The organism is Streptomyces sp. NPDC015220 (assembly GCF_043079345.1).
Taxonomy (GTDB): domain Bacteria; phylum Actinomycetota; class Actinomycetes; order Streptomycetales; family Streptomycetaceae; genus Streptomyces.
In genome coordinates, this window is the sequence record NZ_JBIBUK010000013.1 from 1 (window position 1) to 25341 (window position 25341).

At 71.4% G+C, this 25341-nt stretch carries 21 protein-coding genes; 15 read left to right on the top strand and 6 right to left on the bottom strand.

The genetic code is table 11. From position 1 onward, the window contains the following. Positions 1–138: 138 nt before the first annotated feature. Positions 139–318, bottom strand: coding sequence for a hypothetical protein (locus ACF061_RS23900; protein ID WP_392268986.1), 180 nt, complete (start codon positions 316–318; stop codon positions 139–141). Positions 319–345: 27 nt separating this feature from the next. On the opposite strand from ACF061_RS23900, the gene ACF061_RS23905 reads away from it, so the two are divergent. Then, positions 346–900, top strand: a complete 555-nt coding sequence (locus tag ACF061_RS23905; RefSeq protein WP_392268987.1) for an MFS transporter — start codon at positions 346–348, stop codon at positions 898–900. Further along, a complete protein-coding gene (locus tag ACF061_RS23910; protein WP_392268988.1) occupies positions 828–1313 on the top strand; it encodes a hypothetical protein in 486 nt (161 codons plus the stop codon). The genes ACF061_RS23905 and ACF061_RS23910 overlap by 73 nt, the downstream gene beginning before the upstream one ends. A gap of 181 nt (positions 1314–1494) precedes the next feature. Here ACF061_RS23910 and ACF061_RS23915 read toward each other — a convergent pair whose 3' ends face one another. Beyond that, positions 1495–1944 (bottom strand): VOC family protein, encoded by a 450-nt coding sequence (locus ACF061_RS23915; protein ID WP_392268989.1) that lies wholly within the window; start codon positions 1942–1944, stop codon positions 1495–1497. Between the two features lie 225 nt (positions 1945–2169). On the opposite strand from ACF061_RS23915, the gene ACF061_RS23920 reads away from it, so the two are divergent. From ACF061_RS23920 to ACF061_RS23945, 6 genes are read left to right on the top strand one after another with little or no spacing between them, the layout of a single operon-like run. Continuing rightward, positions 2170–2910, top strand: coding sequence for a DUF1684 domain-containing protein (locus tag ACF061_RS23920; protein WP_392268990.1), 741 nt, complete (start codon positions 2170–2172; stop codon positions 2908–2910). Positions 2911–2958: 48 nt separating this feature from the next. Then, positions 2959–4473, top strand: a complete 1515-nt coding sequence (locus ACF061_RS23925) for an ABC transporter substrate-binding protein (protein ID WP_392268991.1) — start codon at positions 2959–2961, stop codon at positions 4471–4473. Beyond that, positions 4473–5438 carry an ABC transporter permease gene (locus tag ACF061_RS23930; protein ID WP_392268992.1) on the top strand — a complete coding sequence of 322 codons (966 nt, stop codon included), beginning with the start codon at positions 4473–4475 and terminating at the stop codon, positions 5436–5438. The genes ACF061_RS23925 and ACF061_RS23930 overlap by 1 nt, the downstream gene beginning before the upstream one ends. Then, positions 5435–6304 carry an ABC transporter permease gene (locus tag ACF061_RS23935; protein ID WP_392268993.1) on the top strand — a complete coding sequence of 290 codons (870 nt, stop codon included), beginning with the start codon at positions 5435–5437 and terminating at the stop codon, positions 6302–6304. Before ACF061_RS23930 ends, ACF061_RS23935 begins: the two co-directional genes overlap by 4 nt. Then, positions 6301–7101, top strand: coding sequence for an ATP-binding cassette domain-containing protein (locus tag ACF061_RS23940; RefSeq protein ID WP_392268994.1), 801 nt, complete (start codon positions 6301–6303; stop codon positions 7099–7101). The genes ACF061_RS23935 and ACF061_RS23940 overlap by 4 nt, the downstream gene beginning before the upstream one ends. Then, positions 7098–7862, top strand: coding sequence for an ABC transporter ATP-binding protein (locus tag ACF061_RS23945; protein ID WP_392268995.1), 765 nt, complete (start codon positions 7098–7100; stop codon positions 7860–7862). The genes ACF061_RS23940 and ACF061_RS23945 overlap by 4 nt, the downstream gene beginning before the upstream one ends. A 678-nt stretch (positions 7863–8540) precedes the next feature. Here the strand turns inward: ACF061_RS23945 and ACF061_RS23950 are convergent. Together ACF061_RS23950 and ACF061_RS23955 are read right to left on the bottom strand one after the other, a co-directional pair. Beyond that, the gene (locus ACF061_RS23950) at positions 8541–9530 is read right to left on the bottom strand and encodes a hypothetical protein (RefSeq protein ID WP_392268996.1); all 990 of its coding nucleotides are present in this window, start codon (positions 9528–9530) and stop codon (positions 8541–8543) included. Between the two features lie 2 nt (positions 9531–9532). Then, positions 9533–9955 (bottom strand): hypothetical protein, encoded by a 423-nt coding sequence (locus ACF061_RS23955; protein WP_392268997.1) that lies wholly within the window; start codon positions 9953–9955, stop codon positions 9533–9535. Positions 9956–10292: 337 nt separating this feature from the next. On the opposite strand from ACF061_RS23955, the gene ACF061_RS23960 reads away from it, so the two are divergent. From ACF061_RS23960 to ACF061_RS23970, 3 genes are all read left to right on the top strand, one after another. Then, positions 10293–13742: a CHAT domain-containing protein gene (locus tag ACF061_RS23960; RefSeq protein ID WP_392268998.1), complete on the top strand. Its 3450-nt coding sequence runs from the start codon at positions 10293–10295 to the stop codon at positions 13740–13742. A gap of 570 nt (positions 13743–14312) precedes the next feature. Further along, the gene (locus tag ACF061_RS23965) at positions 14313–15854 is read left to right on the top strand and encodes a M28 family metallopeptidase (protein WP_392268999.1); all 1542 of its coding nucleotides are present in this window, start codon (positions 14313–14315) and stop codon (positions 15852–15854) included. Between the two features lie 1028 nt (positions 15855–16882). Next, entirely contained in the window at positions 16883–17479 is a 597-nt protein-coding gene (locus ACF061_RS23970) for an isochorismatase family protein (protein WP_392269000.1), read from the top strand. 145 nt (positions 17480–17624) lie between these two features. Here ACF061_RS23970 and ACF061_RS23975 read toward each other — a convergent pair whose 3' ends face one another. Then, complete coding sequence (locus ACF061_RS23975; RefSeq protein ID WP_392269001.1) at positions 17625–18977, bottom strand: bifunctional folylpolyglutamate synthase/dihydrofolate synthase; 1353 nt, start codon at positions 18975–18977, stop codon at positions 17625–17627. Between the two features lie 417 nt (positions 18978–19394). Between ACF061_RS23975 and ACF061_RS23980 the strand changes: the two genes are divergently transcribed. After that, positions 19395–20435, top strand: a complete 1041-nt coding sequence (locus tag ACF061_RS23980; protein ID WP_392269002.1) for a LacI family DNA-binding transcriptional regulator — start codon at positions 19395–19397, stop codon at positions 20433–20435. A gap of 227 nt (positions 20436–20662) precedes the next feature. Here the strand turns inward: ACF061_RS23980 and ACF061_RS23985 are convergent, their stop codons facing one another. Continuing rightward, positions 20663–21937 carry an ROK family protein gene (locus tag ACF061_RS23985; protein WP_392269003.1) on the bottom strand — a complete coding sequence of 425 codons (1275 nt, stop codon included), beginning with the start codon at positions 21935–21937 and terminating at the stop codon, positions 20663–20665. 187 nt (positions 21938–22124) lie between these two features. Between ACF061_RS23985 and ACF061_RS23990 the strand changes: the two genes are divergently transcribed. Genes ACF061_RS23990 through ACF061_RS24000 form a run of 3 tightly spaced genes read left to right on the top strand, consistent with a single transcriptional unit; the run spans position 22125 to position 25322 of the window. After that, positions 22125–23441, top strand: a complete 1317-nt coding sequence (locus tag ACF061_RS23990; protein WP_392269004.1) for an ABC transporter substrate-binding protein — start codon at positions 22125–22127, stop codon at positions 23439–23441. Positions 23442–23455: 14 nt separating this feature from the next. Then, entirely contained in the window at positions 23456–24448 is a 993-nt protein-coding gene (locus ACF061_RS23995) for a carbohydrate ABC transporter permease (RefSeq protein WP_392269005.1), read from the top strand. After that, entirely contained in the window at positions 24441–25322 is an 882-nt protein-coding gene (locus ACF061_RS24000; RefSeq protein ID WP_392269006.1) for a carbohydrate ABC transporter permease, read from the top strand. Before ACF061_RS23995 ends, ACF061_RS24000 begins: the two co-directional genes overlap by 8 nt. Positions 25323–25341: the final 19 nt, after the last annotated feature.

Genomic DNA, 25341 nt, shown 5'->3' on the forward strand with positions numbered 1-25341 from the left:
GAAGCTAAGCCTCACAGCGCCGATGGTACTGCAGGGGGGACCCTGTGGGAGAGTAGGACACCGCCGAACAAATTTTGAGGAAAACCCCGCACCTTGTGGTGCGGGGTTTTCTGCGTTTCAGGTCGTCTTCTGGGTCGATCAGAGGCGAGTCACGTCGCCGCGCAGCAGCGCGGCGTTTCCGACGGCGACCGGGAGCAGGGCGCCGTCCACGGTGACGGTGGGCCGCACTTCGTAGACCATCAGGACGACACCGAGGGGCCGGGGGACGCGGTGGACGTGCCGTGGCGCGTCGGAGACGGGCACCTCGGTCTCGCGCACCTGCCGCAGTTCACCGCCGGGTCATTCGTGGCCGAGGGCTGGCGCGGGGACTTCAACTTCGTCTGGGCCGACGAGACCGCCTCGCTGGTCGGAAGCCAGGTGTACCAGCTGGCGATGCCGCTGACCGCGGTACTCACCTTCGACGCCACACCGGCGCAGTTCGGGCTGCTGGGCGCGCTGACGTTCGCCCCGTACGTCATCCTCGGTCTGCCCGCGGGCCTCCTCGTCGACCGCTGGCAGCGGCGCGGCGTACTGATCCTCTGCAACCTGGGACAGGCGCTGCCGATCGGCGCCATCCCCATGCTGGCGGCGCCGGACCTGCTGACGTTCGGCCGGCTGCTGGCGCTGGCCCGCGCGTCCGGAACGGCGCGGGTGTTCTTCACCATCGCCTACCGCACAGCGGGTACCTGCGGGCCACTCTCGGCGAAGCCGCCGGTCACAACCTGTGCTGGCAGATCGTCCCCACGATCCTCGCCCTGTCCGCGGGACTGCTGCTGTCCATCGGCGCCGTGGGCGCACTGCTCGGCGCGGCGCTCACCGACCGTCTCGCCCACCGGGTGGGCCTGGGCCGCACCCTGGTGATCGCCGCGGTGGTCGGCGATCTCGCACCGCTGCTCCTGCCGGCCGTACACCGCGGCACATGGGCGGCTCCGCTGTTCGCCGCCGCGTTCTTCGTGCAGGGGTTCGGCATCACCGCCTGCAACGTGCACACCATGACGATCCGGCAGACGGTGACCCCGCAGCGGCTCCTGGGACGCACCAACGCCGCCTACCTCTTCGTCGCCCTGGGCGTGAAGCCGGTCGGCTCGCTGCTCGGAGGCTGGCTCGGCACCCGTCCGGGGCTGCTCGGAGCGGCTTCTGGTCGGGACCGTGGGGCTGCTGAGCACCAGTCTCTTCCTGGCCCTGTCCCCGCTGCGCAAGGTCCGCACCCTGGACAGCCTCAGTCCCGAGCCTCCCCAGGAGACCGGGCCGCCGCGCCGGCGGGCGCGCCCTGAACGGGCCCTGGTCCGGCGGTCGGCCCGGGGCCGCGCAGCCTCGGACCGGGCCCCCGCGCAGGGCCCGGCCCGCCCCCGTCCGGGCGGCACGACAGACGTCCGGGCCGCCCGCCGGAGCGATCGCACGGGCGGCACGGCCGTGCACCGGTCCGCCGCCCGGGGACGGACTCGCGCCGGCGGGCTACTCGTTCCGCTCCGCGACGAAGACGCAGAACGGGTGGCCCTCGGGGTCCCGGTAGACGCGGAAGCGCTCCTCGTCGTCGGGGTCCGGCCGGTCCCGGTTGCTGAGCAGGGCGCCGCCGAGGGCGAGCACGCGCTCGTGCTGGTTCCGCAGCTCCTCCAGCGAGGTGACGCTCAGGTCGAGGTGCATCTGCTGAGGCACCGGGCCGTCCGGCCAGTCCGGTTCGCGCAGGCGCGTCACCTGCTGGAAGGCGAGCCGCGGGCCGCCGTCGGGGTCGCGCAGTACGAGCCAGTCCCCGCCGTGCTCGTCCGGCTGCCCGGCCGACGGCGGCTCGTCCCCCTCGGCGTAGACGAGTCCCAGCAGGGACCGGTAGAACTCGGCGAGTCGGCGGGCGTCGGTGGTGTCGAGCACGGCTTGCACCAGCCGGATGCGGCTTGCGTCGTCGGTCATGGGATCCCGGTGCCCGGAACGGCCCCGTCCGAACGGCCCAGTCGGAGGAACGAGCGACCCGGCACCCCGCCTCGCGGGCGGGCGCGTACGGTCGCGCCGCCGACTCGTCCATTCATCGTCTCAGTGGATGAGACGACCGTTTGACATTAGGCGATCTTATGGCCGATAAAGTACCTACTTTGGCCACGCATTGACTTTCCGTGGTGATCCAACCCTGCTAGCCGAATGAGTACCGCCGTGTCCCACTCCTCCGCCTCTCCGGCCCCCGTCGACCCGCGGCAGGAGTGGGACGCCTGGCGCGCCGAGCGCCGCCGCGCGCTCACCTCGCCGACCGGCAACCTCGCCCTCGTCGAGACCCGCTGGCTCCCGGCCGGCGAGGAGGCCGACGCCGACGCGGCCCGCGCCGGGCAGCCCGACTCGGTGACGATCACCACACTCAGCCGCACCGACCTCGTCACCGGCGAGCCCGAGCACGGCCTGCGCTTCTGGGACGCCGACGCGCCCGCCATCCGCCACTTCGAGGACGTGGACGCCTTCCCGTACGACCCGGCCTGGGTCCTGAAGGCCACCTACACGCCGGTCCCGGGCGCCCGACGGATCCCCTTCGAGCACATCCGGGACAACGGCGGCACCCGCGACCTCGTCGTCCCCGGCGACATCGCGCTCACCGTCGACGGCCGCGACTACACCCTCAGCGCCTTCGACGACGACGGCACCCTGCTGCTCGTCTTCGGCGACCCCACCAACGGGGACACCACCTACGGCGCCGGCCGCTTCCTGTTCGTCCAGCGGACCGACGACGCCGGCCGGGTCGTCCTCGACTTCAACCGGGCCTTCGTGCCGCCCTGCGGCTTCTCCGATCAGTACAACTGTCCGATGCCGCCGCGGCAGAACCGCTTCCACCTGCCCGTCGAGGCCGGCGAGAAGCGCCCCGTCTTCCGCGACGGCTTCCCCGCGCAGCACTGACCGCCCGCCGCCCCCGCCCGTACCGCAGCACGAAAGCACTCGTACGTCATGAGACTGAACAAGCCCGCCCTGTACGCCGCCGCGACCACCGCCACCCTCGCGCTCGTCCTCACCGCCTGCGGCGGCTCCGCGACCAGCGCCTCCGGCGGCACCTGGGACAAGAACGCCACCGTCAACATCGGCTCCCTGTATGAGCCGCAGAACCTCGACAACACCGCGGGCGGCGGTCAGGGCGTCACCGAGGCCCTCAACGGCAACGTCTACGAAGGCCTCTTCCGGCTCACCGACGACGGCAAGGTCGACAAGCTCCTCGCCCAGGACTACAAGACCAGCGCCGACGGCCTCACCTACACCTTCACCCTGCGCAGCGGCGTGAAGTTCCACAGCGGCAAGGAACTCACCAGCGCCGACGTCAAGTACAGCCTGCAAAAGGTCCTCGCCGACGACTCGCAGTCCGCCCGCAAGAGCAACCTGGAGGTCGTCAAGGACATCGCCACCCCCGACGCGCACACCGTCAAGGTCACGCTGTCGAAGCGGTCGATCTCCTTCGTCTACAACCTCTCCTACGTCTGGATCATCAACTCCCAGGCGAAGAACCTGAAGACCAGCGAGGACGGCACCGGCCCCTACACCCTCGGCAAGTGGACCCGCGGCTCCGCGCTCGGCCTCAACCGGTTCGCCGGCTACTGGGGCGCCCCGGCGGCCAACAAGCAGGTCGTCTTCCACTACTTCAAGGACGCCACCGCCCTCAACAACGCCCTGCTGACCAACGCCGTCGACGTGGTCACCGGCGAGCAGTCGCCGGACGCCCTGGACCAGTTCAAGAGCAACCAGAACTACAAGGTCAACGACGGCGACTCCACCACCAAGCTGCTGCTCGCCTTCAACGACAAGGCCAAGCCCTTCACGGACGTCCGGGTGCGCCGGGCCGTCTCCGCCGCCATCGACGACAAGAAGCTCCTGGAGTCCGTCTGGGGCGGCTACGGCAAGCTCATCGGCTCGATGGTGCCGCCCACCGACCCCTGGTACGAGGACCTCACCAAGGTCAACGCCTACGACGTCACCAAGGCCAAGAAGCTGCTCGCCGAGGCCGGTTACGCCAAGGGCTTCTCCTTCACCCTCGACACCCCCAACTACGACCCGCACCCCACCGCGGCGACCTTCATCAAGTCGCAGCTCGCCAAGGTCGGCATCACCGTCAGGATCAACACGATCACGCCCGACGAGTGGTACACCAAGGTCTACAAGAACCACGACTTCACGGCGACGCTCCAGGAGCACGTCAACGACCGCGACCTGGTCTGGTACGGCAACCCCGACTTCTACTGGGGCTACGACGACAAGCAGGTCACCAAGTGGGTCGAGCAGGCCGAGGAGGCCACCACGACCGCGCGGCAGACCGAACTGCTGAAGAAGGTCAACCGCAAGACCGCCGAGGACGCGGCCAGCGACTGGCTCTACCTCTACCCGCAGATCGTGGTCGCCGGCACCAAGCTCTCCGGCTACCCGCTCAACGGCCTCAACTCCCAGTTCTACGCCTTCGACATCAAGAAGAAGGACTGATGGGGCGCTATCTCCTCAGACGTCTCGCCTTCCTGGCGGTGTCGCTGGTCCTGGCGAGCGTGGTGCTGTTCGTGCTGCTGCGCCTGCTGCCCGGCGACCCGGCCAACGCGCTGACCTCGGTGGGCGCGAGCCCGGAGCAGATCGCCGCGGCCCGCCACTCCATCGGCTCCGACCGGCCGCTGCCCGAGCAGTTCACCCACTGGCTCGGGCAGCTGGCGAGCGGCGACCTCGGCACCTCCTTCGTCAGCTCGCTGCCGGTCGGCCCCGAGGTGACCGCCCGTCTGAACGTCACCGTCCCGCTGACGCTGGCCGCGTTCGTGCTGGCCGTGCTCGTCGCCGTACCCGTCGGCTTCGTCGCCGCCCACAAGCGGCACACCTGGTACGGCGCCCTGCTCAGCGGGATCTCCCAACTGGGCATGGCCGTCCCGGTGTTCTGGCTCGGCATGATCCTCATCGCGGTGTTCGCGCTGAACGCCGGCTGGCTGCCGTCCGGGGGCTTCCCGCAGGACGGCTGGGCCGCGCCCGCCGACGCCGTACGCTCCCTCGTCCTGCCGGTGGTCACCATCGCCTTGGTGATGAGCGCCTCGCTGATCCGGTACGTCCGCTCGGCCACCCTCGACGTCCTCGGCAGCGACCACCTGCGCACCGCCCGTGCCCTCGGCGCGTCCTTCCCGGCGGCCATGTGGCGCCACGGACTGCGCAGCGCCTCCGTGCCGGTCATCTCCGTGCTCGGCATCGAACTCGCCTCGACCCTGCTCGGCGCGGTCGTCGTGGAGACGGTGTACGCGCTGCCCGGCCTGGGCTCCCTGCTCGCCACCGGCATCGCCCAGCACGACTACCCGGTCATCCAGGGCGTCCTGTTCGTCTCCACCCTCGCCGTCCTGCTGATCGGCTTCGTCGCCGACCTGGTGCAGCGGATCGTCGACCCGCGGCTGCGCGGCCGGCTGTCGGGAGGCACCCGATGACCACGACCGACGTACCAGGAAAGGTCCTGGGCGCGGCCCCCGCCGAGCCGCGCCGCCGCTCGGCGACCCTGCTCGCCGGCTGCACCCTGGCCGGTCTGATCGTGCTGCTCGCCCTGGTCTCACTCATCTGGCTGCCGTACGCCACCGACGACACCTCCGGCGGCCGGCTCGCCGGTCCCGGCGGCGGTCATCTGCTCGGCACCGACAAGCTGGGCCGGGACCTGTTCACCCAGCTGATGACCGGCTCGCGGATCGCCGTCGAGGCGGGCCTCGGCTCGGTGCTGATCGCCGCGCTCGTCGGCGTCACCCTCGGGGTGCTCGCCGCGTTCGCCCAGGGCTGGCTCGACGACACCCTGGCCGCGTTCCTGGACATCCTGATCGCCTTCCCGACGCTGCTGCTGGCGATGCTGGTCGTCGCCGCACGCTCGGCCACCCTCGGCTCGGCCGTCCTCGCGATCGGCCTGGCCCAGAGCGCGGTCGTCGCCCGGCTGGTGCGGATCCTGGTGAAGCGGGTCCTCGCGCAGGACTACATCACGGCCGCCCGCACCTCGGGCACCTCCTGGCCGCGCACCGTCACCGGCCACGTCCTGCCGAACATCTGGCCCACCCTGGTGGTCAATCTGGCCCTCCAGTTCGGTCTCGCCGTGCTGGCCGAGGCCGGACTGTCCTACCTCGGCCTCGGCGCGCCGCCGCCCAACGCTTCCTGGGGCCGCATGCTCCAGGAGGCCCAGGCCACCTTCATGACCGCCCCCGCCGGCGCCCTGGCCCCCGGCGTCCTGCTGGTCCTGCTCGTCGTCGGCGTCAACCTGATCGCCGACGGACTGCGCGACACCCTCGACCCGGCGACCCGACGGAGGCGGTCATGACCCTCCTCGACGTAACCGGCCTGTCCGTGCGCGCCGCCGACGGGCGCACCCTGGTAGACGACCTCTCCTTCCGTCTCGACGCGGGCGAACGCCTCGGTCTGATCGGCGAGTCCGGATCCGGCAAGTCCCTGACCACCCTCGCCCTTCTGGGCCTGCTGCCCGACGGCATGCGCGCGGAAGGCAGCGTGACCCTGGCCGGGACCCAGGTGGTCGGCGCCACCGAGAAGCAGCTCACAGCCGTACGCGGTCGCCGCGTGGCCGTGGTCTTCCAGGAGCCGCTCACCGCCCTGGACCCGCTGATGCGGGTGGGCCGCCAGGTCGCCGAGCCCCTGGCCCGCCGCACCGGCCTCAAGGGCAGGCGGCTGCGTGCCGCCGTCGGCGAGGCCCTCGACCGCGTGCGGCTGCCCGAACCCGGCCGGATCGCCCGCGCTTTCCCGCACGAGATCTCCGGCGGCCAGCGCCAACGCGTCGCCCTCGCCATGGCGCTCGCCTGCGAACCGGACCTGCTCATCGCCGACGAGCCGACCACCGCCCTCGACGTGTCCGTGCAGGCCGAGATGCTCGACCTCCTCGACACCCTGGTGCGCGAGCGCGGGATGGCCGTGCTGTTCGTCAGCCACGACCTGGCCGTCGTCGCGAAGGTCACCGACCGCGCGCTCGTGCTGAAGGACGGCCGGGCCGTCGAGGAGGGCCCGGTCCTGGACGTCATCGGCGCCCCCCGGGCCGAGTACACCAGGACGCTCGTCGCCGGTGCCCGCAAGCTGGAAGCCGCCCTGGACCTGAGGAGCGCGCGATGACCCCCGTACTGGAACTCGACGACGTGTCCGTCCGCTACCGGGGCGCCGCCGCCGACGTCGTCCGGGGCGTGTCCCTGGCCGTCGAACCGGGTCGGTCGCTGGCCCTGGTCGGCGAGTCCGGAGCCGGCAAGACCACCCTGCTGCGCCTCCTGCTCGGCCTCGCCCGTCCGACCGGCGGCACGGTCCGCTTCGACGGCGAGCCACTCGCCCCGCGCGACCGCCGCCAGATGAGCAGGTTCCGGCGCGGCGTGCAGTGCGTGTTCCAGGACCCCTACTCCTCCCTGGACCCGCGCCGGCGGGTGGCCGCGATCGTCGCGGAGCCGCTGCGCTCCCTCGGCCTGGACAGCCGTACCACCGCCGCGCCGAAGGTGGCCGCCGCGCTGGAGCGGGTCGGCCTGCCCGCCGACGCGGCCGGCCGCTACCCGCACGAGTTCTCCGGCGGCCAGCGCCAGCGCATCGCCATCGCCCGCGCCATCGTGTGCGACCCGCGCGTCCTGCTGGCGGACGAACCCGTGAGCGCGCTCGACCTGACGACCCGGGTCAAGGTCGTCGACCTGCTCGCCGAGCTGAAGCTGGAGCGCGACCTGACCCTGGTGATGGTCAGCCACGACCTCTCGGTCGTCGCGGCCCTGTGCGAGCGCACGGCGGTGCTGGAACGCGGGCGGCTGGTCGAACAGGGCGACACCGACCGGGTGCTGGGCGCGCCTGAGCACCCGTACACCCGGCGCCTGATCGACAGCGTGCCCCGCCTGCCGGTCTGAGCCAGGCGGCCGGGCGGAGGCACCGGCCCTCTCGCCCGCTCCGTGCGAGACCGGCCGGCGAAGTCCTGGGCGACCTGGGCTCCGACTCGGCTCCACGGGCGGGGTGAGCGGATGCTCGCCGAGCGGTCCGACGGTCCGACGGGCACCGGGCCCCGGGTCACCGGTTCCGTGTCCGGCGCTTCCCGGGGCGAACGGGCGGCCGGTGTGGCCAACAGGGCGGCCCGGCCACCACCAGGACGAGCGCCAGATCAGGGCGTGCCGCAACCCGAAGTGCTCGCCGAGGTGACCGAGGGAGGGCGGGCCCACCAGGAGAGCGACATAGCCGTCGGTCGCGGCCAGCGAGACGCGGGCGGTGGAGTCGTCGTGGGAGTCGCCCGCCGCGGAGAGCGCGACGGGGAACCCGAGCGACGTGCCGAGTCCCCACAGAACGGCCGTGGCGGCGACCGCCTGATTGTCCACGAAGATCACCAGGGCCGGTCCGCGGGCCTCGAGGAGCGCGCTTCCGCACAACGCCGCCGCCCGCCCGAACCGGTCGACGAACCGCCCACCGACGAAGGGGCCACGGTCGTGGCGGTCGCGAACACCGCGAACACGGCCGAGCCCAGCGCGTTGCGTCGTGGTGTCTGCCGGTGGACGTCATGAACTACCGGGCAGGCGATGCATCTGCAGGGCGCGCCGTCATCGGCCGCCGCCATCGCCCGGTCCGGCCGGGGACGCCGGGGAGGGCAGTGTCACGCGTGGCCGGGGCGGAACGGGCGGCCTGAGCAGGTTGGTCAGACGGTCACCGTCCTCCGGGGACATCGGGCCGGTGTACTCGAGGCCGAGGTGGTCGGCCAGCGTCCTCAAGTGCAGGTGGGCCGCCGCCTCCACCAGCAGCGCGTAGGCGTCCGCAGTCGCCCGGACCCGCCCGTTGCCGATGACCGCGAGGATGATGGAGACGGCGGCGGCGGGCCACCACCACACGGTGAGGGGAAGGTAGACCAGAGACCAGCCGAAGAGGGCGGCGGCGCGCGCGAGGTCCTCGCGGGCGGTGACGACCTGGGTGCGACTCTCCTCGGGCATGACCAGCCACAGCTGCGGCCAAACCACTGCCAGGTCGATGCCATGGTCGCGGTCGAGGCGCACGGCCACCGCGTCGATCCGGTTCCCGCACCAGGTCGGCCGCCGTGGTCGCTCGGCCGCGATACGGGACATCCGCTGCTCGGCGGCGTGCCGGGCGGCCGGATCGGCACGGCGGCCGGCGGCCAGGCTCCGGGCGGCCAGTTCCCGGAGACGGTCGTACTCCTGAGCGGCGGAGTCCCAGCGGAGCTGCCGCGACAGGGTGCGCCGCGCGGCCCACTGGCGCAGTACGGGCGGCCAGGACGGCCAGTCAGCCGCGAGGAGGAGACGTTCGACCAACGAGCCGAGCGCCTGGGCGGTGAGGCCCGCCGCCGCCGCGCCGGCCAGCACCATGGCGAGCAGGATGATCTGCCCGCCCACCGATCTCGCCGCCGGGTGGGCGGTCGCAGCCGTGGCCGCGTCCACCAGACGGTGCACGCGGAACGGATGGGCCTGGCCCAACTCGTGGGCGGCACCCGCGACGGCGAGGAACAGGGCTCCCGGCAGCGCGAGCAGCGACAGCCAGCGTTCGGCGAGAGCCTTGCCGAGTTCCGACAGCAGTCCGCCCATCACTACAGCAGTTCCCTCCGCATCGTCGTCCCGGTGACGGCGCACGCTGGGACGGCGACCGCCGCCACTGGCCACCAGTATCGGGTGCACCGCCGTTCCGGACACAGGTAGACCCGCTCGCCAGGACGGGAGCGCCCGGTCCCGGCCGGCAAGGCGCCGCCGGCCGGCCCGCGGGTGCTGTGGCCGTCCGCCGTGTAGCCGTCCAGCCCGTGCGGGTCCGCGGCCTGGAGGGCCGCATGCAGTGCGGAGAGTGCCGTACCGAGATTTCCGCTGCCGCGAGCCGCCTCAAGCACCCGGTCCACCGCATCGGCGCCACTCGGAGTGTCGCTCAGGTCAGCGCGTATCTCGTTCAGATTGCGGCAGACCACGGCCAGCCGCTCCGCCACCGTGCGGGCGGCCTCCACCGATTCCGATTCGCCGCTCATGGCCCCCCTGAGTTCCCGGCACGCCGCCATGCACCCGATCAGGCACCGCCGCCCCGACCCTCCAGCTCCGTGTACTCCTGTGCGCCCTGGCGGGACGACGCACGAGCGTATCGGAGCAACTCCCTTCTGAGCCAGGGACATCGGTCCTAGCATGCGAACGGGGAGACAGAGCGGGGGACGCGTGACGATCACGAATCGGCGGGAACTCTTCCAACGTTTCAGGGAAGAACAGGGTGCCTTGTGGTCGGCTGCGCGAAGAGACCGTGAGCGACGTCGGAACAGGCCGAAGGCCGAAGGAAGACGGCGGGCGATCGTCCGGCGCTGGTTCGCGGACGTCGTGGGCACGAGGTCGGCCATCAACACGATCCTCGACCCGCGGGCGCAGGCCAGACTGCGCGTCGTCACCTCCGCCCTCGGTCTGGACGTCGACCGGCTGCCCCAGCGGTACACGCTGGGCACCATCAACCTCCGCCGGTACCTGGCGGGCCGGGACGGGGAACGCCAGGAAAACCTCGACCGGGCGGTCGAGGCGTTCGTCCCGTTCCGCCTGGCGGCCGTCGACGTCGTGCCGGAGGTGCTGCTTCCCCTGGTGGACGAGGCGGCCAGGCCGCTGGCCGAGACGCTGCTGGACTGGGGGACAACCGGCGAGGACCCGAACGAGACGCTGTCGGCCACCGCGTTATGGGCACTGTTCCGGCAGAACGGACGGCACGGCCCCGCCGACGAGACCGCCGACGGGCCGGAGCTCTTCACGGCGAGCGTGACGGCCCCGGACGCACCCGTCCCCGGCTCCGACGAAGCCCCGGTCGGCGACACGGGCTCGGTGCTGTGGCTGAACACCCGCTCGAACCGGCACTTCGACCGATTCGAACTCACCGGCAGCGACCGCCACCTGGACAAGGCCCTCGAACTCGCCCGCGCTTCCCTGAGGTACGCCCCGGTCGGCCACGAGCTGCGGCCGGTGGTCCTCTCCAACCTCTCCGTCCTGCTGTTCTCGCGCTACCAGCGGAGTCGGCTGCGGTCCGAACTCGACGAGGCCATCCAGCACCGGGGGGAGACCGCTGACACCGCCCCGTCCGCGAACACGGGCTGGCTCGAGGACAACTCGGCCCTGATCGTGCTGCTGATCGAACGCTTCCGCGCCTACAGGGACGAGGCGGATCTCGACGAGGCGGTCACCGTCGGACAGCGCGCCGTACGAGCGGGTTCGCAGGAGGACCCATACTGGTCGAAGTGTCAGCACAACCTCGCGTACGCCCTCGCCACGCGCGCGCAGCGCACCGGGAACCGGGAGGACGCCGACCTTGCCGTCGCGGCGGCCCAGCGAGCCTACGAGACCACGTCCGGCGACGACACGGCCTCCATCCGCCGCCTGGTGGCCCTGGCGGAGGCGTATCGGACGCGATACGAGCTGTTCCGCGACACGGCGGACCTGGACCTGGCGGTCGCGCATGCCGAGGCCGCCATGGACGCCGTCTCCCCGGACAGTCCGGACTTCCCCGGCTGTCTCTCCCTCCTGGGGACAGTCCTGCGGGTCCGGGGCGAGCGCACCGCGGACGTCAGGCAGCTGATGGCCTCCGCCCACCTGTTCAGTGCTCTCGAATCCGTCGGTCGCGACACCACCTGGATCTCGGGCGCCCCGTTCGAAGCCGCGACCACTCTGCTCGCCCTGTACCAGCTCACCGGGCGTCCGGACTGCCTTTTCGGCGCCGTCCGGGCGCTGCGCAGGGCGCTGAGCATCTCAACCGCACGGCACCCCGACCGGGCGGAGTTCCGCTCCGCCCTGGCCCGCGCGCTCCGCCTCGTGTACGAGGCCAACGGAGATCGCGCCGCCCTGGAGGAGGCCCTGAAGAACGCCGAGTCCACCATCTTCGCCACACCGCCCGACCATCCCCTGAGGGCGGTCTACCTGTCCGTCCTGGCCGAGATCCAGCACACTCGGTTCCGCGCCACCTCCGACCTGACAGACCGCGAACGCGCGTGCGACTCGTACGCCACCGCCTCCCAGGTGCCGACCGCCGCGCCGTCGCTGCGCATCCGGTCGGCCCGGGCGGCGGCAGCCCTGCTCAGGACGACGGACCCCGGCCGGGCGGCAGACCTCGCCGCGAGCGCGGTGCGGCTGCTGGCCGGCGTGGCCCCACGGCAACTGCGACGCGTCGACCAGCAACACGAACTCGCCGGCCTCACCGACGACCACGGCCTTCTGGGCACCGCCGGGCAGGCCGCCGAACTGGTTCTCGCAGACCCTCGTGGAACCGGAGAGCAGCGGGCCTCCCGTGCCCTGGGGTTGCTCGAATCAGGCCGCGCCATCCTGCTGAGCCAGGGCTTGGAGGCTCGCGACGACCTGACCGAGGTACGTCGTCTTGCCCCGGCCCTCGCCGAGCGGTTCAGCCGGCTACGCGACCGCCTCGACCGGCCGGGCCCGGCCCGCCCGCTTGCCGTGCCCACCGCAGCGGGGGCCGCCGACGGTTCCCTGCCCTGGGACCACGGAGAGGGAGCCGACGACCGCCACCGGGTGGCCGCGGACTTCGAGGACACCCTTGTGCGGATCCGTGCCCTGGACGGTATGGCCCGCTTCGGCCTGCCGCCCGAGCCGGACGTCCTCGTCGCCGAGGCGTGCCACGGCGCGATCGTCGTGCTCAACGTCGGACTCCTGCGGGCCGACGCGATCCTCGTCACCCCAGCGGGCGTCGCCCACCTTCCCCTTCCCGGTCTAGAGGTCTCCGACCTCATCGACGCGGCCGAGTGCTTCACCGAAGCCGTCCACACCATCGCCACCGCGACGGGCCGCGAGCACCGGCGACGCCGCCGGTGGGCGCAGCAGAACATGACCGAGGTGCTGGAGTGGCTGTGGGACACCGTCACCGGTCCCGTCCTGGAAGAGCTCGGCCACCGCAGCCAACCGGGCCCGGACGCCGACTGGCCACGGGTGTGGTGGATACCCACCGGTTTCCTCAACCTGCTGCCCCTGCATGCCGCCGGCCACCACACCGACCCGTCCGACGCGCCGGGCCGACGTACCGTCATGGACCGGGTGGTCTCCTCGTACACCCCGACCATCCGGGCGCTGCGGCACAGCCGCGAGCGGCTCGCGGCCCAGACCCCGGTCGCGGCCGGAACCGCTCCCTGCGGGTTTGTCGCCGCGATGCCCACCACGCCCGGACTCCCCGACGGCGGACGGCTCCGCCACATCCCGCAGGAGGTCGCGGCGCTCCGGGAACAGGTGCCCGATCTCGACGTCCTCATCGGCTCCGACGCCCCCGCCGGCGCGGGGGAGCGTCCTCCGGTCAAAGCGGACGTCCTGGCGCGCCTCGCCTCCTGCCGGATCGCGCACTTCGCCTGCCATGGCACCAGCGACCTCGCCGACCCCTCGCAAAGCCGCCTGCTGCTCCACGACCACGCCGAGGACCCGCTGACGGTGGCCGGTCTGGCCCCGGTCCGGCTGGACGGCGCCCAACTCGCTTACCTGTCCGCCTGCCGCACCGCCTGGACCGGGGACCTCCGGCTCACGGACGAGTCCATCCACCTTGCCGCCGCCTTCCAGCTCGCCGGCTTTCCCCACGTGATCGGCACGTTCTGGGAGATCGACGACGAGGTCTCCGCGCGGGTCGCGGAGTCCTTCTACGTACAGTTGCGCAACGCGGCCGGCACGATCGATCCGAACCGGGCGGCGCTCGCCCTGCACCACGCCGTGCGGGACGTCCGTGACGGCCGCGACCTGGGCCACGGCCAGGACCGCGTCCGCTCGCCCTACCTGTGGGCCGCCCACCTCCACACCGGGCCGTGACCGCGCCGCCGGCCCCGGCCCGATCGGCCTCGGGGCCACGCGGCCAGGGGCAGGGCTGCACTGCGCCCCGGGAGACGGGGCGCAGTGGCACGCCGGGGTGTCCTCGTTGAGGACGCTGCGCCGGTCGCGCCGAAAGGCGGCCTGGTCGATCGGGGAGTTCTCTCGACGCCCGCTGCTGGCGCGAGTTCAAGTCCCTCGCGCGCCCCCCGGACGATCTCGTCGATGAGGGAGGAGCCGTCGGCGGTGCCGTCGTCGTCCACTGCGCCGGGCACGGACGCGCCTTCCCGGCCGACACCGCGAACACCGCTCTCGATGAGCGACCTGTCGATCGGTCACCCGGGTGAGGTACGTCCTTCCCGAGTTGGTCCACGGGTGGTGAGCACGGCTCGTAGGCGCCGAAGATTCCCGTCAACCCATTACGAAGCGTTTACCGAGCGGATACCTTTCTCCTTGCCGGTGGCAGGGGGCGGAGCGATCCGGCCGTACCTGCCTGCCCGGAGTACCGCTGCACGTCGTTCGGCTGTTTTCGGTTTCACGCCCATTCCTCATGGACCGCCGGAAGGAAGCGCTTTGAACGCTCGCAACCGCCGCACCACGGTAGCCGCCGTATCCGTCGCAGGGCTCATCATGCCGCTGCTGCTGATCGGATCGGGCACCGCCTCCGCCCACAGCGACCCTGCCAAGGAGGCTGCCAAGCTCGCGAAGAAGCTCGTCAAGAAGTCCGACGCCAAGGACGCCTACGAGCATCTGAGACAGTTCCAGCGGATCGCCGACAAGAACGGCAACACGCGGGTGGCCGGGTCGGAGGGGCACCGGAAGTCGGCCGAGTACGTCGAGGGCCTGCTGCGAAAGGCCGGGTACTCGGTGACCCGGAACGAGTTCGACTTCCCGTTCACCGAGACGCTGGCGCAGAGCCTGCGGGTGGTGTCGCCGCAGCAGCAGGACGTCCCGGTGATCGCCATGACGTACTCCGCCAACAGCGCGGTCGGCGGCACCACCGCCCAGGTCGCGGTGGTGCCGGTCGACGACACCACCGGCTGCGGTCCGGAGGACTACGCCTCCGGGACGTTCACCGGCAGGATCGCGCTGATCAAGCGCGGCGGCTGCACCTTCGCGGAGAAGCAGGCGGCCGCCGCCGGTGCGGGCGCGGTCGGTGCGATCATCTACAACAACACCGAGGGCGCGCTCAACGGCACCCTGGGAGACCCGTCCGTCGCCAAGATCCCGGCCGGCGGCATCACACAGGCGGACGGCGAGGCGCTCGCGGCCAAGGCCGCCGCCGGCGCGGTGACCGTCAACCTGGAGATCCGCACCTTCTCGGAGACCCGGCACACCTACAACGTGATCGCCGAGACCAAGGGCGGCGCCGCCGACGACGTGGTGATGTTCGGCGCCCACCTGGACTCGGTGGCGGACGGCCCGGGCATCAACGACAACGGCTCCGGCTCCGCGGGCATCCTCGACGTGGCCCTGAACCTGGCCCACGAGAAGACCAAGAACAAGGTGCGCTTCGCCTGGTGGTCGGCTGAGGAGTTCGGCCTGCTGGGCTCGGAGGCGTACGTCGACAGCCTCTCGGCGGCGGACCTCGCCAAGGTCAAGCTGTACCTGAACTTCGACATGATCGCCTCGCCGAACTACGCCCAGTTCGTCTATGACGGCGACGACTCCGACCAGGTCGGTGCCGGCCCGGGCCCGGAGGGCTCGGCGCAGCTGGAGCGGCAGATCACCGACTACCTCGACAGCCGGGGCGCCGCGTACGAGGGCACCGACTTCACCGGCCGGTCCGACTACGGGCCGTTCATCGAAGTGGGCATCCCCTCGGGCGGCACCTTCACCGGTGCCGAGGGCGTCAAGACGGCCGAGCAGACGAAGGCGTACGGCGGCAAGACCGGTGTCGCGTACGACGCTTGCTACCACGCCGCTTGCGACGACCTGAGGAACATCGACATGAAGGCGTTCGACGTCAACATCGACGTCATCGCCAACGCGGCGGGCCAGTACGCCTGGGACACCGGCCTCCTGAGCAAGCCGGTGGCGCCGCGGAACACCAGGGGGTCGGCCGGCAGCGGCGGTGGTCTGCACGAGGGCCACGACCACGAGGTCGCCGAGTAACTCCCGGCACAGACAAGGGGGGTCGGACAGTCCGGCCCCCCTTCGCCGCTGCGGCGGGAAGCGCAGGCACCACGGTTCATCACGGAGGGAAGGCCCCGCCCGGTGGGTCGGCAGGCCACGAACGGCAGCGGGTACGACGAGACCCGCGGGGATCAGGCCGGCGCCTCGAACGGCAGGTGGAACACGTACCCACAGGACGTTCTGACCGCCCGTCGGCAGCACGGCCTACCGCCGAGACGGCGGCCACACCCGGCGCGGTGCGGGTGGGCTGGTCGCGTGGCCGGCCGGACAGCCGTCGCTCCGGTCGATCCACGACGGCTGTTCCGCCGTGCGACGCAGTGGCAGATGCGGTCGATGGAGCGGTCCCTCGGCGACACGCAACGGTCATGGCATCCCTTACGTGAATATTCCGTAACAATGCGGATGCCCCTGTGAAGCTCGCTCACGGAAGGACAGAGCCATGGCCACTTCCGCAGGGTCCGGCAGGTCTCCCAGCCGGACGCGTTCGAAACCTTCCGCAAGACGGACCTCGACGGTGTCGGCCACGTCTCGCGGCAGGAGTTCATCCGTGCGGCACAAGGGTACGTCCACTCCGGTGACCCGAACGCTCCGGGCAGCCGCTCCTCCGGGCACATCTGATCGCACCGCATCCGCCCGGCACGGGATCCCCTCGTCGGGCCGGCCGGTCGCCACGGCGCCACGCTGACCGGTCCGTTCGGGCAGGGGCCGGACGGCGGCCGCACGTCATTCGCCCCGCGCCGTTCCGCACAGCGCGCCAGGGGCCGGGCGACACCCCGCTGTCCGCTCCGTCAACAGCGACCGCACGAGGCGCGCACATCTCGATCAGCAGTCAGGGAGTACCGAAGAGCCGGACGGCCACTCCTCGCGAGCTGCTACTGGCAGGCCCTGCTCAGCCACATCCGGCCCTACCGGCCAACGCACGACCCGTGGAGCCCCGCTGACGCAGGTACTGCGCGCGTGGCTGAGCGAAAGATCTTGTACATGAGAGCGGAATGGAGGGCAGTGACATGGGACGTGCGCTGATCGTGGTGGACGTGCAGAACGATTTCTGCGAGGGCGGCAGCGTCGCGGTGGCCGGCGGAGCGGAGATCGCGGTGAAGGCCTGCGACCTGGTCTCACGGGCCGACGAGGCCGGGTACACGCATGTGGTGGCCACCCGGGACCATCACATCGACCCAGGAGACCACTTCTCCGACAACCCCGACTTCAAGACCTCCTGGCCGGTGCACTGCGTGGCCGGCACGCAAGGATCCGGCTTCCATCCGAACTTCGTTCCCGCGGTGCAGGCGGGGGTGATCGACGCCGTCTTCTACAAGGGCGCCTACGCCGCTGCCTACAGCGGCTTCGAGGGAGCCGACGAGGACGGCACAGGACTGGCGACGTGGCTGCGGGAGCGGGGCGTGAGCGCGGTGGACGTGGTCGGGATCGCCACCGATCACTGTGTGAAGGCCACCGCCCTGGACGCGGCCGCGGCCGGCTTCGACACCCAGGTGCTGCTGGACCTGACCGCCGGCGTCAGCCACGGCACCATCGAGCAGGCCTGCGAACAACTCCGGCAGGCCGGCGTGAAACTGTCGGGCGCCCCGGTGGTCGCCGGAACGTGAGGTCTCGCCCCGCCAGCGGTCCGGCCCCTGCTCGCGCGGAGCACGGGTCGGACCCGTTGTCGCCGGGGCGGCCTTCACGCGCACCTGCCCCCGAAACCCCCCGGCGGTGGTGCAGGCGTGGTGGAACCGGCCGGTCGCCGCTTCCTCACCCGGGCGGCAGAGCAAGCGCGGTGCGGCATTCACCGACGAGGCGCAGCGAGCCGAAGACGATGATCAGGCCGCCCGGTCCGGCGAGTTCGGCGGCCCGGTGCAGCGCCGATGGGGCGTCTTCGGCTGTCAGGCACGGTCCCTGACGGCTGGGGGAGAGCCGGCCGTGCAGGGCGGTGGGGTCCGCGGCCTGGTGCGAGCCGGTGCGGGTGAGTACCAGGGGCCAGTCGGAGGGGAGAGGGGCGAGCATGCCGGACACGTCCTTGTCGTCCATCGCGGCGAAGACCTGCACGGGCGGACCGGAGCGGCCGCCGGCGCGGGCATGACGCAGGAACTCCGGTGCGACGGTCGCGACACCTTGCGGGTTGGTGGCGCCTTCCAGGAGGACGCGGCCCGTCCAGCCGCCCAGCCGGGCGTGCGGGACGAGTTCGAGGCGGCCGGGCCAGCGGGTGGCCGCCAGTCGCGCACGGAGCTGTTCGCCGTCCGGCTCACGGATGTGGCCGCGTTCGGCCATGGCGTCCACTGCGGCGATGGCGACCGCGAGATTGTGGTGCTGGTGCGCACCGGACAGCGGGCAGGGCAGACCGCGGTGTACGGCGCGGGGAGTGGTGACGTCCAGCAGCGTCACCGAGCCGCGGTCGCCGTCGCAGCCGGCGGCTCGGGCCGTGTAGCGGATCTCGTGGTCCATGCGCCACACGGACAGTCCCGTCCGTTCCTCGAGGACCTGTTTTGCGCTGGTGGCCGCTTCGGGGGCCAGCCGTCCGAGAACCACATGGTCCCTGTCCCGCACGGCTCCGACCTTGGCCTGAGCGATCTGGGCCAGGGAACCGCCGAGCAGCCGGGTGTGGTCGAGCCCTACACCGGTGACGACCTTCACGTCCAGGCCGAGCTCCGCGGCCGCGGCCCTGCTTCCGCCGATGCCCGCCTCGGCCACCGTCAGGGCCACGTCCGCCCGCCGGAAGTGCACTGCCGCGGTGGCCGTGTAGACGCCCTGAGCCAGCACGGGCAGCCCGTGCCGCTCGATCGCGCGCCAGACCTCGGCGAACGCCGCCGTGTACTCGGCGCGCGTGACGGGAACTCCATCGATCCGGATCCGCTCCCTGGGCTCCTGCAGGTGCGGGCTGGGCATGCTACCCACCCGTGCACCGGTCGAGGCGACTGCCGACACCGCGAACGCGCAGGTCGATCCCTTGCCGTTCGTCCCGACGACCAGCATCCCGCGCAGTCCCCGCTCAGGACGGCCCAGCGCCTCCAGCAGCCTGGAGACGTTCGCCTGTCGCAGTTCCCGGGGAAGTCCGTGGGGGTTTCCGTGCAGCTTCGCGAGGATGTCCACGCAACGTTGGTAGTCCACCCGTAGGATCATGCCACCGTGCGCGATCGTCCGGAAGCGCAGAGTGAGAATCCCTGTGCCCGTCAACTCCTCTCCGGGCGCTCGGCGACGACAGCCGGGCCGATCCGACGCCCGACCGGAGCCGCCCCGGTCCATCGCGGCCGTAGCGATTCGGCGGTGGGCCGAGGCCGCGGCTGATCCCGTCGTACGCCCGTGATCGGAGTGTCCGCGCGCGGCCTCGCCGAGGGCCACGCGTCGGCCGCCCCGCTCCACCGGTGCACGGCTACACCGGAAGCATCGCTGGAACCTCGGTACTCCGCTTGAGGACGTACCGACACGCGTCGTGCGCCACCGCGGTTCGACAGCCGCCGCGCGGCGGCCCGGGGACGAAGGGAAGCGCCCTGTACGGTATTTGCGGCGCGCGGTTAAGGTGCGGGTATGAGCAACCAGGCCCCGACCTTGGAGGACGTAGCCCGCGAGGCAGGGGTGTCCCGGGCGACCGTGTCCCGGGTCGTGAACAGGGTCCGCAATGTGGACCCGGCGATCCAGGAACTGGTGCACCGCGCGATCGAACGCACCGGCTACACCCCCAACCGGGCCGCCCGGTCGCTGGTGACCCGGCGTGCCGAGACGGTCGCGCTCGTGGTGTCCGGAGCGGGCGGCCTCCCCGAAGACACCCAGGACGCCTTCGCCGCCCGGGCCTGCGCGGACCCCTTCTTCGGCAGGGTGGTCTCCGGGGTCGTCGGCTTCCTGCGTCCGCGTTCCATGCACCCGGTGCTCATGTTCGTCGAATCGCGCGACGACCGGCACGAGGTGCTCGACTACCTGCGGCAGGGCCGCGCCGACGGAGCCCTCGTCGTCTCGACCCACCCCGACGACCCGCTGCCCGCGATGCTGGCCGGGGCGGGACTGCCGACAGTGCTGTTCGCGCGCCCGGCACGCGAGGTGGGCCTCAGCTACGTGGACCTGGACCACCGGGACGGCGGGCGGCTCGCGGCGGAACACCTCCTGGCGCGGGGCTGCCGCAGACCGGCCACCGTCTCCGGCCCCCTCGCTGTTCCCGCGAGCCGGGAGCGGCTCGCGGGCTTCCGTGACGGGCTGGCCCGCGGCGGCCATGCGTTCGTGCCGGCCGCCGAGGGCGGTTTCACCTTCGACAGCGGCGTCGCCGCCATGGCGCGCCTGCTCGCCGAACACCCGGACGTGGACGGCGTGTTCGTCGCCAACGACCTTATGGCCCAGGGCGCCTGCCAGTTGCTCCGCGAGCGGGGCAGGCGGGTGCCGCACGACGTCGCGGTGATCGGTTTCGACGACTCAGGGATCGCGCGCGCCTGCGTTCCGCCGCTGACCACGGTCCGTCAGCCGGTCGAGCGGATGGCGGCGGAGATGGCCCGGCTGCTCGACGAGCACATCCGGAAGGAACGCACCGATCCCACGTCCGTCCTCTTCGAACCCGAACTGATCGTGCGGGTGACCGCCTGAGCGGTCGTGGACATCGGATCGGCCGGCCGACACGTCGTGGTCGGGCCGGACCGACGGCTCACCGGGCCGGGAGCCGGACCGGCATCCGCCGGCGAGGGCGGCGCTGCCCACCGAGCCGGCGGCGATGTGCCCGGCGAAGTCGTTGAAGCCGTGGCCGCCACCGCTGTGCGTGAGGAGTCGGCCGTCCACGCCCTGATCGCGAAGCGATCAGTGAGCCGGTCCTCGGCTCAGCCCGGCTCACCGGAGTGGGCCCGCTCGGGCGCGGGACGGGGGAGGCGGCCGCCGTGGGCGAAGAAGTCGGTGAGCGGCAGAGCGGCCGCGCCCAGGGTCACCGCGTCCGCGCCGAGCCGCCCGAGCCCGATGTCCACCCGCGCGGCGGGGTGCCGCAGCGCATGCGCGAGAGCGTGCGTGCGCACCGACCGCAGGAAACGGGGTCCGAGAAGGAGACCGGCCCAGCCACCGACGAGGATCCGTTCGGGTTGGAAGAGGTTGATCAGGTCGGACAGACCCGCGCCGAGATACTCGGCCGTCTCGGCGAGTACCGCGGCCGCCACGGGGTCGGCTCTGCCCCCGTGCTGCGGATAGGCCGCCGTCAGCAGTTCGGTGAACGCCTTCTCCTGGTCGGCGCCCGCCGAGGACCTGCCGCCCGCCTCGCGCCAGCGGTCGAGAAGTGCCTCGGCGCCCGCGTACGCCTCCAGACAGCCGGACGCGCCGCAGCGGCAACGCCGCCCCCGCACCTCCACCGTCAGGTGACCCCATTCGACCGCCCGGCCCCGCTCGACGCCGTCGGTGACCACGCAGGCGCCCACACCGGAGCCGAAGAGCACCACCACTGCGGAGCGCGCGCCGCGCCCGGCACCGAACCACATCTCCGCCTGGCCCAGGGTCATGGCTCCGTTGGCGATGACATACGGAACGTGCGCCGGAAGGCGTCCGGTGCGGCGCAGGAGACGCTCCAGGGGTACGGCCTCCCAGCCGATCGTCTGGCCGTGGACGACCGCGCCGCCCTCGACGCCGCTGTCGACGATCCCGGGCACCCCGATGCCGACGCCGAGCAGGCTGCCGGCATCGACAGCGGACGTCCGCAGGACCTCGGCGACACCGTCGGCGATGGCTCGCACGACGGCGTCGACGTCGTAGGACCGGCCGGAGCGCCGGGTCAACGGGATCTCGCTGCGGGCGAGTTGCTCCAGGGACAGGTCGAACAGCTCGACCCGCACCCCGGTCTCGCCGACGTCCACGCCGATGAGGTGGCCGCTGCCGGGCGCGATGCGCACCAGGACGCGCGGCCGCCCGCGACGGGAGTCGACACTGCCGGCCTCCTCCACCAGCCCGTCGGCGATCAGCTCGGCCACCACGTTGCTGACCGCGCCCGAGCTCAGACCGGTCGCCGGGATGAGCGAGTGACGGCTCATCGGCCCGTCGAAATACAACTGTTGCAGAACGCCGGCCCGGCTCTTGCGCCGCAGGTCACGGACCGTTCGGCCACTCCGGTCGACCACTTGGCCCTCTTCTCCCCGATGCGGTCGGGTAAGGCGCGGGACCGAACCCCTTGACGTCGCCCTTCCCGTGGGTCTTAACTCACATCATAAATTAAGCCGTGGAGTAGTTCAGGGTGTGAACGGGCGCGGTGTCCTCGGACAGGTGCCCTCCACGGCTTTCGCCTCCCGGAAAGGGACACCAGGAGCCATGCGTTACATCCGAGCCGCGGCCGTAGGCGCCGTCTCTCTGTCTCTCGCCTGCGCGGCCACGGCCTGCGGAGGAGGTTCGTCCAGTGGCGGCGGGACCAACGACTCGCCGAAGACGCTCACCTACTGGGCCTCCAACCAGGGCGCGAGCATCGCCGTGGACAAGAAGGTCCTCCAGCCCGAACTCGACAAGTTCGAGAAGCGGACGGGCATCAAGGTGAAGCTGGAGGTCGTGCCCTGGGCGGATCTGCTGAACCGGATCCTCACCGCGACCACCTCCGGCCAGGGCCCCGACGTGCTGAACATCGGAAACACCTGGAGCGCCTCCCTGCAGGCCACCGGCGCGCTGCTGCCCTGGGACGCGGAGAACTTCGCCAAGATCGGCGGCAAGGACCGTTTCGTCGACTCGGCCCTCGGCTCGACCGGAGTGCGGAGCGAGGACCCGGCCGCCGTGCCGCTGTACTCGATGTCGTACGCGCTGTACTACAACAAGAAGATCTTCGCCGACGCGGGCATCGCCAAGCCGCCGGCCACCTGGGCCGAGCTGACCGCAGACGCCAAGAAGATCCAGGCGAAGGGCAAGCAGGCCCTCGGTACGGAGGGCTCCAACCTCTCCGAGAACATCCACCAGGTCTTCGTCCTCGCCAAGCAGCACCACGCGGACTTCTTCACCGCCGACGGCAAGCCCGACTTCACCAACGACGGCGCGGTCGCGGCGGTCAAGCAGTACGTCGACCTGATGGCCAAGGACAAGGCCATCCCGCAGAGCAACGCCGAGTACGCGCAGAACCAGTCCCTGAGCGACTTCGCCAAGGGCAAGACGGCGATGGTGCTGTGGCAGACGGCCTCCGCCACCTTCAAGTCGCTGGGCATGAAGGACGCGGACTGGGCCGTCGCGCCGGCACCGGTGCAGGCCGGCACTCCCGGCACCGGCGCCCAGGTCAACTCGATGGTGGCCGGCATCAACATGGCGGTCTTCAAGAACACCCACAACCTCGACGGCGCCGCGAAGTTCGTGAAGTTCATGACCAGTGACGAGGAGCAGAAGATCCTCAACACCGCCTACGGGTCCATCCCGCCGGTCAAGTCGGCACAGTCGGACCCGGCGTTCAACGCCCAGGGCACCGCGGTGCTCCGCCAGACCCTCGCCACCAGCGCGCAGGCGCTGCCGCAGGTGGCCGACGAGTCCCAGTTCGAGACGGCCGTGGGCACGGCGGTGAAGGAACTGTTCGCCGAGGCGGCGGCCGGACACGCGGTGACCACCGAATCGGTGAAGGCCAGGCTGCGGAAGGCCCAGCAGCAGATGCCGGCGAAGTGAGCACGGACACCCTCATGACGACCACGATGCCCGAGACGGACACGCGGTCGGTGCGCGAGAACTCCCCCGGGGCGGCGCGTGGCCCGCGCCGCCCCGGGCGGATCAAGCGCATCGGACTGCCGTACCTGCTGCTCCTGCCCGCCCTGATCCTCGAACTCCTCGTCCACCTGGTGCCGATGGTCATCGGCATCACCATGAGCTTCAAGGAACTCACCCAGTTCTACATCCGTGACTGGGGCACCGCGCCCTGGTCCGGCCTGGACAACTACAAGCTGTCGGTCGACGTCAACGGCCCCGTCGGCGAGGCCCTGCTGCACTCCTTCCTCGTCACCGTCGGGTTCACCCTGCTCTCGGTCGGCCTGTGCTGGGCGATCGGCACCGCGGCCGCCATCTACATGCAGGACACCTTCCGCGGCCGCGGACTGCTGCGCACGGTGTTCCTCATCCCCTACGCCCTGCCGGTCTACGCGGCCGTCATCACCTGGGCGTTCATGTTCCAGCACGACAACGGCCTGGTGAACCACGTCCTGCACGACCAGCTCCACCTCACCGACAAACCCTCCTTCTGGCTCATCGGCGACAACAGCTTCTACGCGCTGCTGACCGTCTCGGTGTGGAAGGGCTGGCCGTTCGCCTTCCTCATCGTGATGGCCGGACTCCAGAACATCCCCAAGGAGCTGTACGAGGCCGCCGCCCTGGACGGGGCGGGGATGTGGCAGCAGATCCGCCGCATCACCCTGCCCTCGCTGCGTCCCGTCAACCAGGTGCTGATCCTGGTGCTGTTCCTGTGGACCTTCAACGACTTCAACACCCCCTACGTCCTGTTCGGCAAGTCCGCGCCCGAGGCCGCCGACCTCGTGTCGATCCACATCTACCAGTCGTCCTTCGTCACCTGGAACTTCGGCACCGGCTCGGCGATGTCCGTCCTGCTGCTGCTGTTCCTGCTGGTGGTGACCGGCGGCTACCTGCTGCTGACCTCCCGAGGAAGGAAGACGGCCGATGTCTAGCACCGTCCGGACGTCCCGGCCGACCCGTTCGCCGATGGCTCCGCCGCGTTCCTTCCACTGGTCCCGGCGAGTCTTCCTCACCCTGCTGGCCGGCTTCGTCCTGGTGCCGGTGTACGTCATGGTGTCCAGCTCGCTGAAGCCCTTGCAGGACGTCTCCGGGAAGTTCCGCTGGCTGCCCAGCGGCCTGACCTTCCGCCCGTACATCGACATCTGGTCGACCATCCCGCTGGCGAGATACTTCACGAACTCGCTGATCGTGGCGGGGGCGGCGACAGCCGGCTCGGTGGTGATCGCGGTGTTCGCCGCGTACGCGGTCAGCCGCTACTCCTTCCGCGGCAAACGTGTCTTCACGGTCACCGTGCTGTCCACGCAGATGTTCCCCGGCATCCTGTTCCTGCTGCCGCTGTTCCTCCTCTACGTCAACATCGGCAACGCCACCGGGATCGCCCTGTTCGGCTCCCGCGGCGGGCTGATCCTGACGTATCTCACCTTCACCCTGCCGTTCTCGATCTGGATGCTGATCGGCTACTTCGACTCGGTGCCGCGCGACCTGGACGAGGCGGCCATGGTCGACGGGTGCGGCCCGCTCAGAACCCTGTTCCGCATCGTGGTGCCGGCCGCGATCCCCGGCATCGTCGCGGTCGCCGTCTACGCCTTCATGACCGCCTGGGGAGAGGTCCTCTTCGCCTCGGTCATGACCAACGACGCCACCCGGACCCTCGCCGTGGGCCTCCAGGGCTACTCCACCCTCAACGACGTCTACTGGAACCAGATCATGGCCGCCTCGCTGGTCGTCAGCCTGCCCGTCGTCGCCGGCTTCCTCCTCCTGCAGCGCTACCTCGTCACCGGACTCACCGCGGGCGCGGTCAAGTAACGCCCTGCTCCCCTTCCGA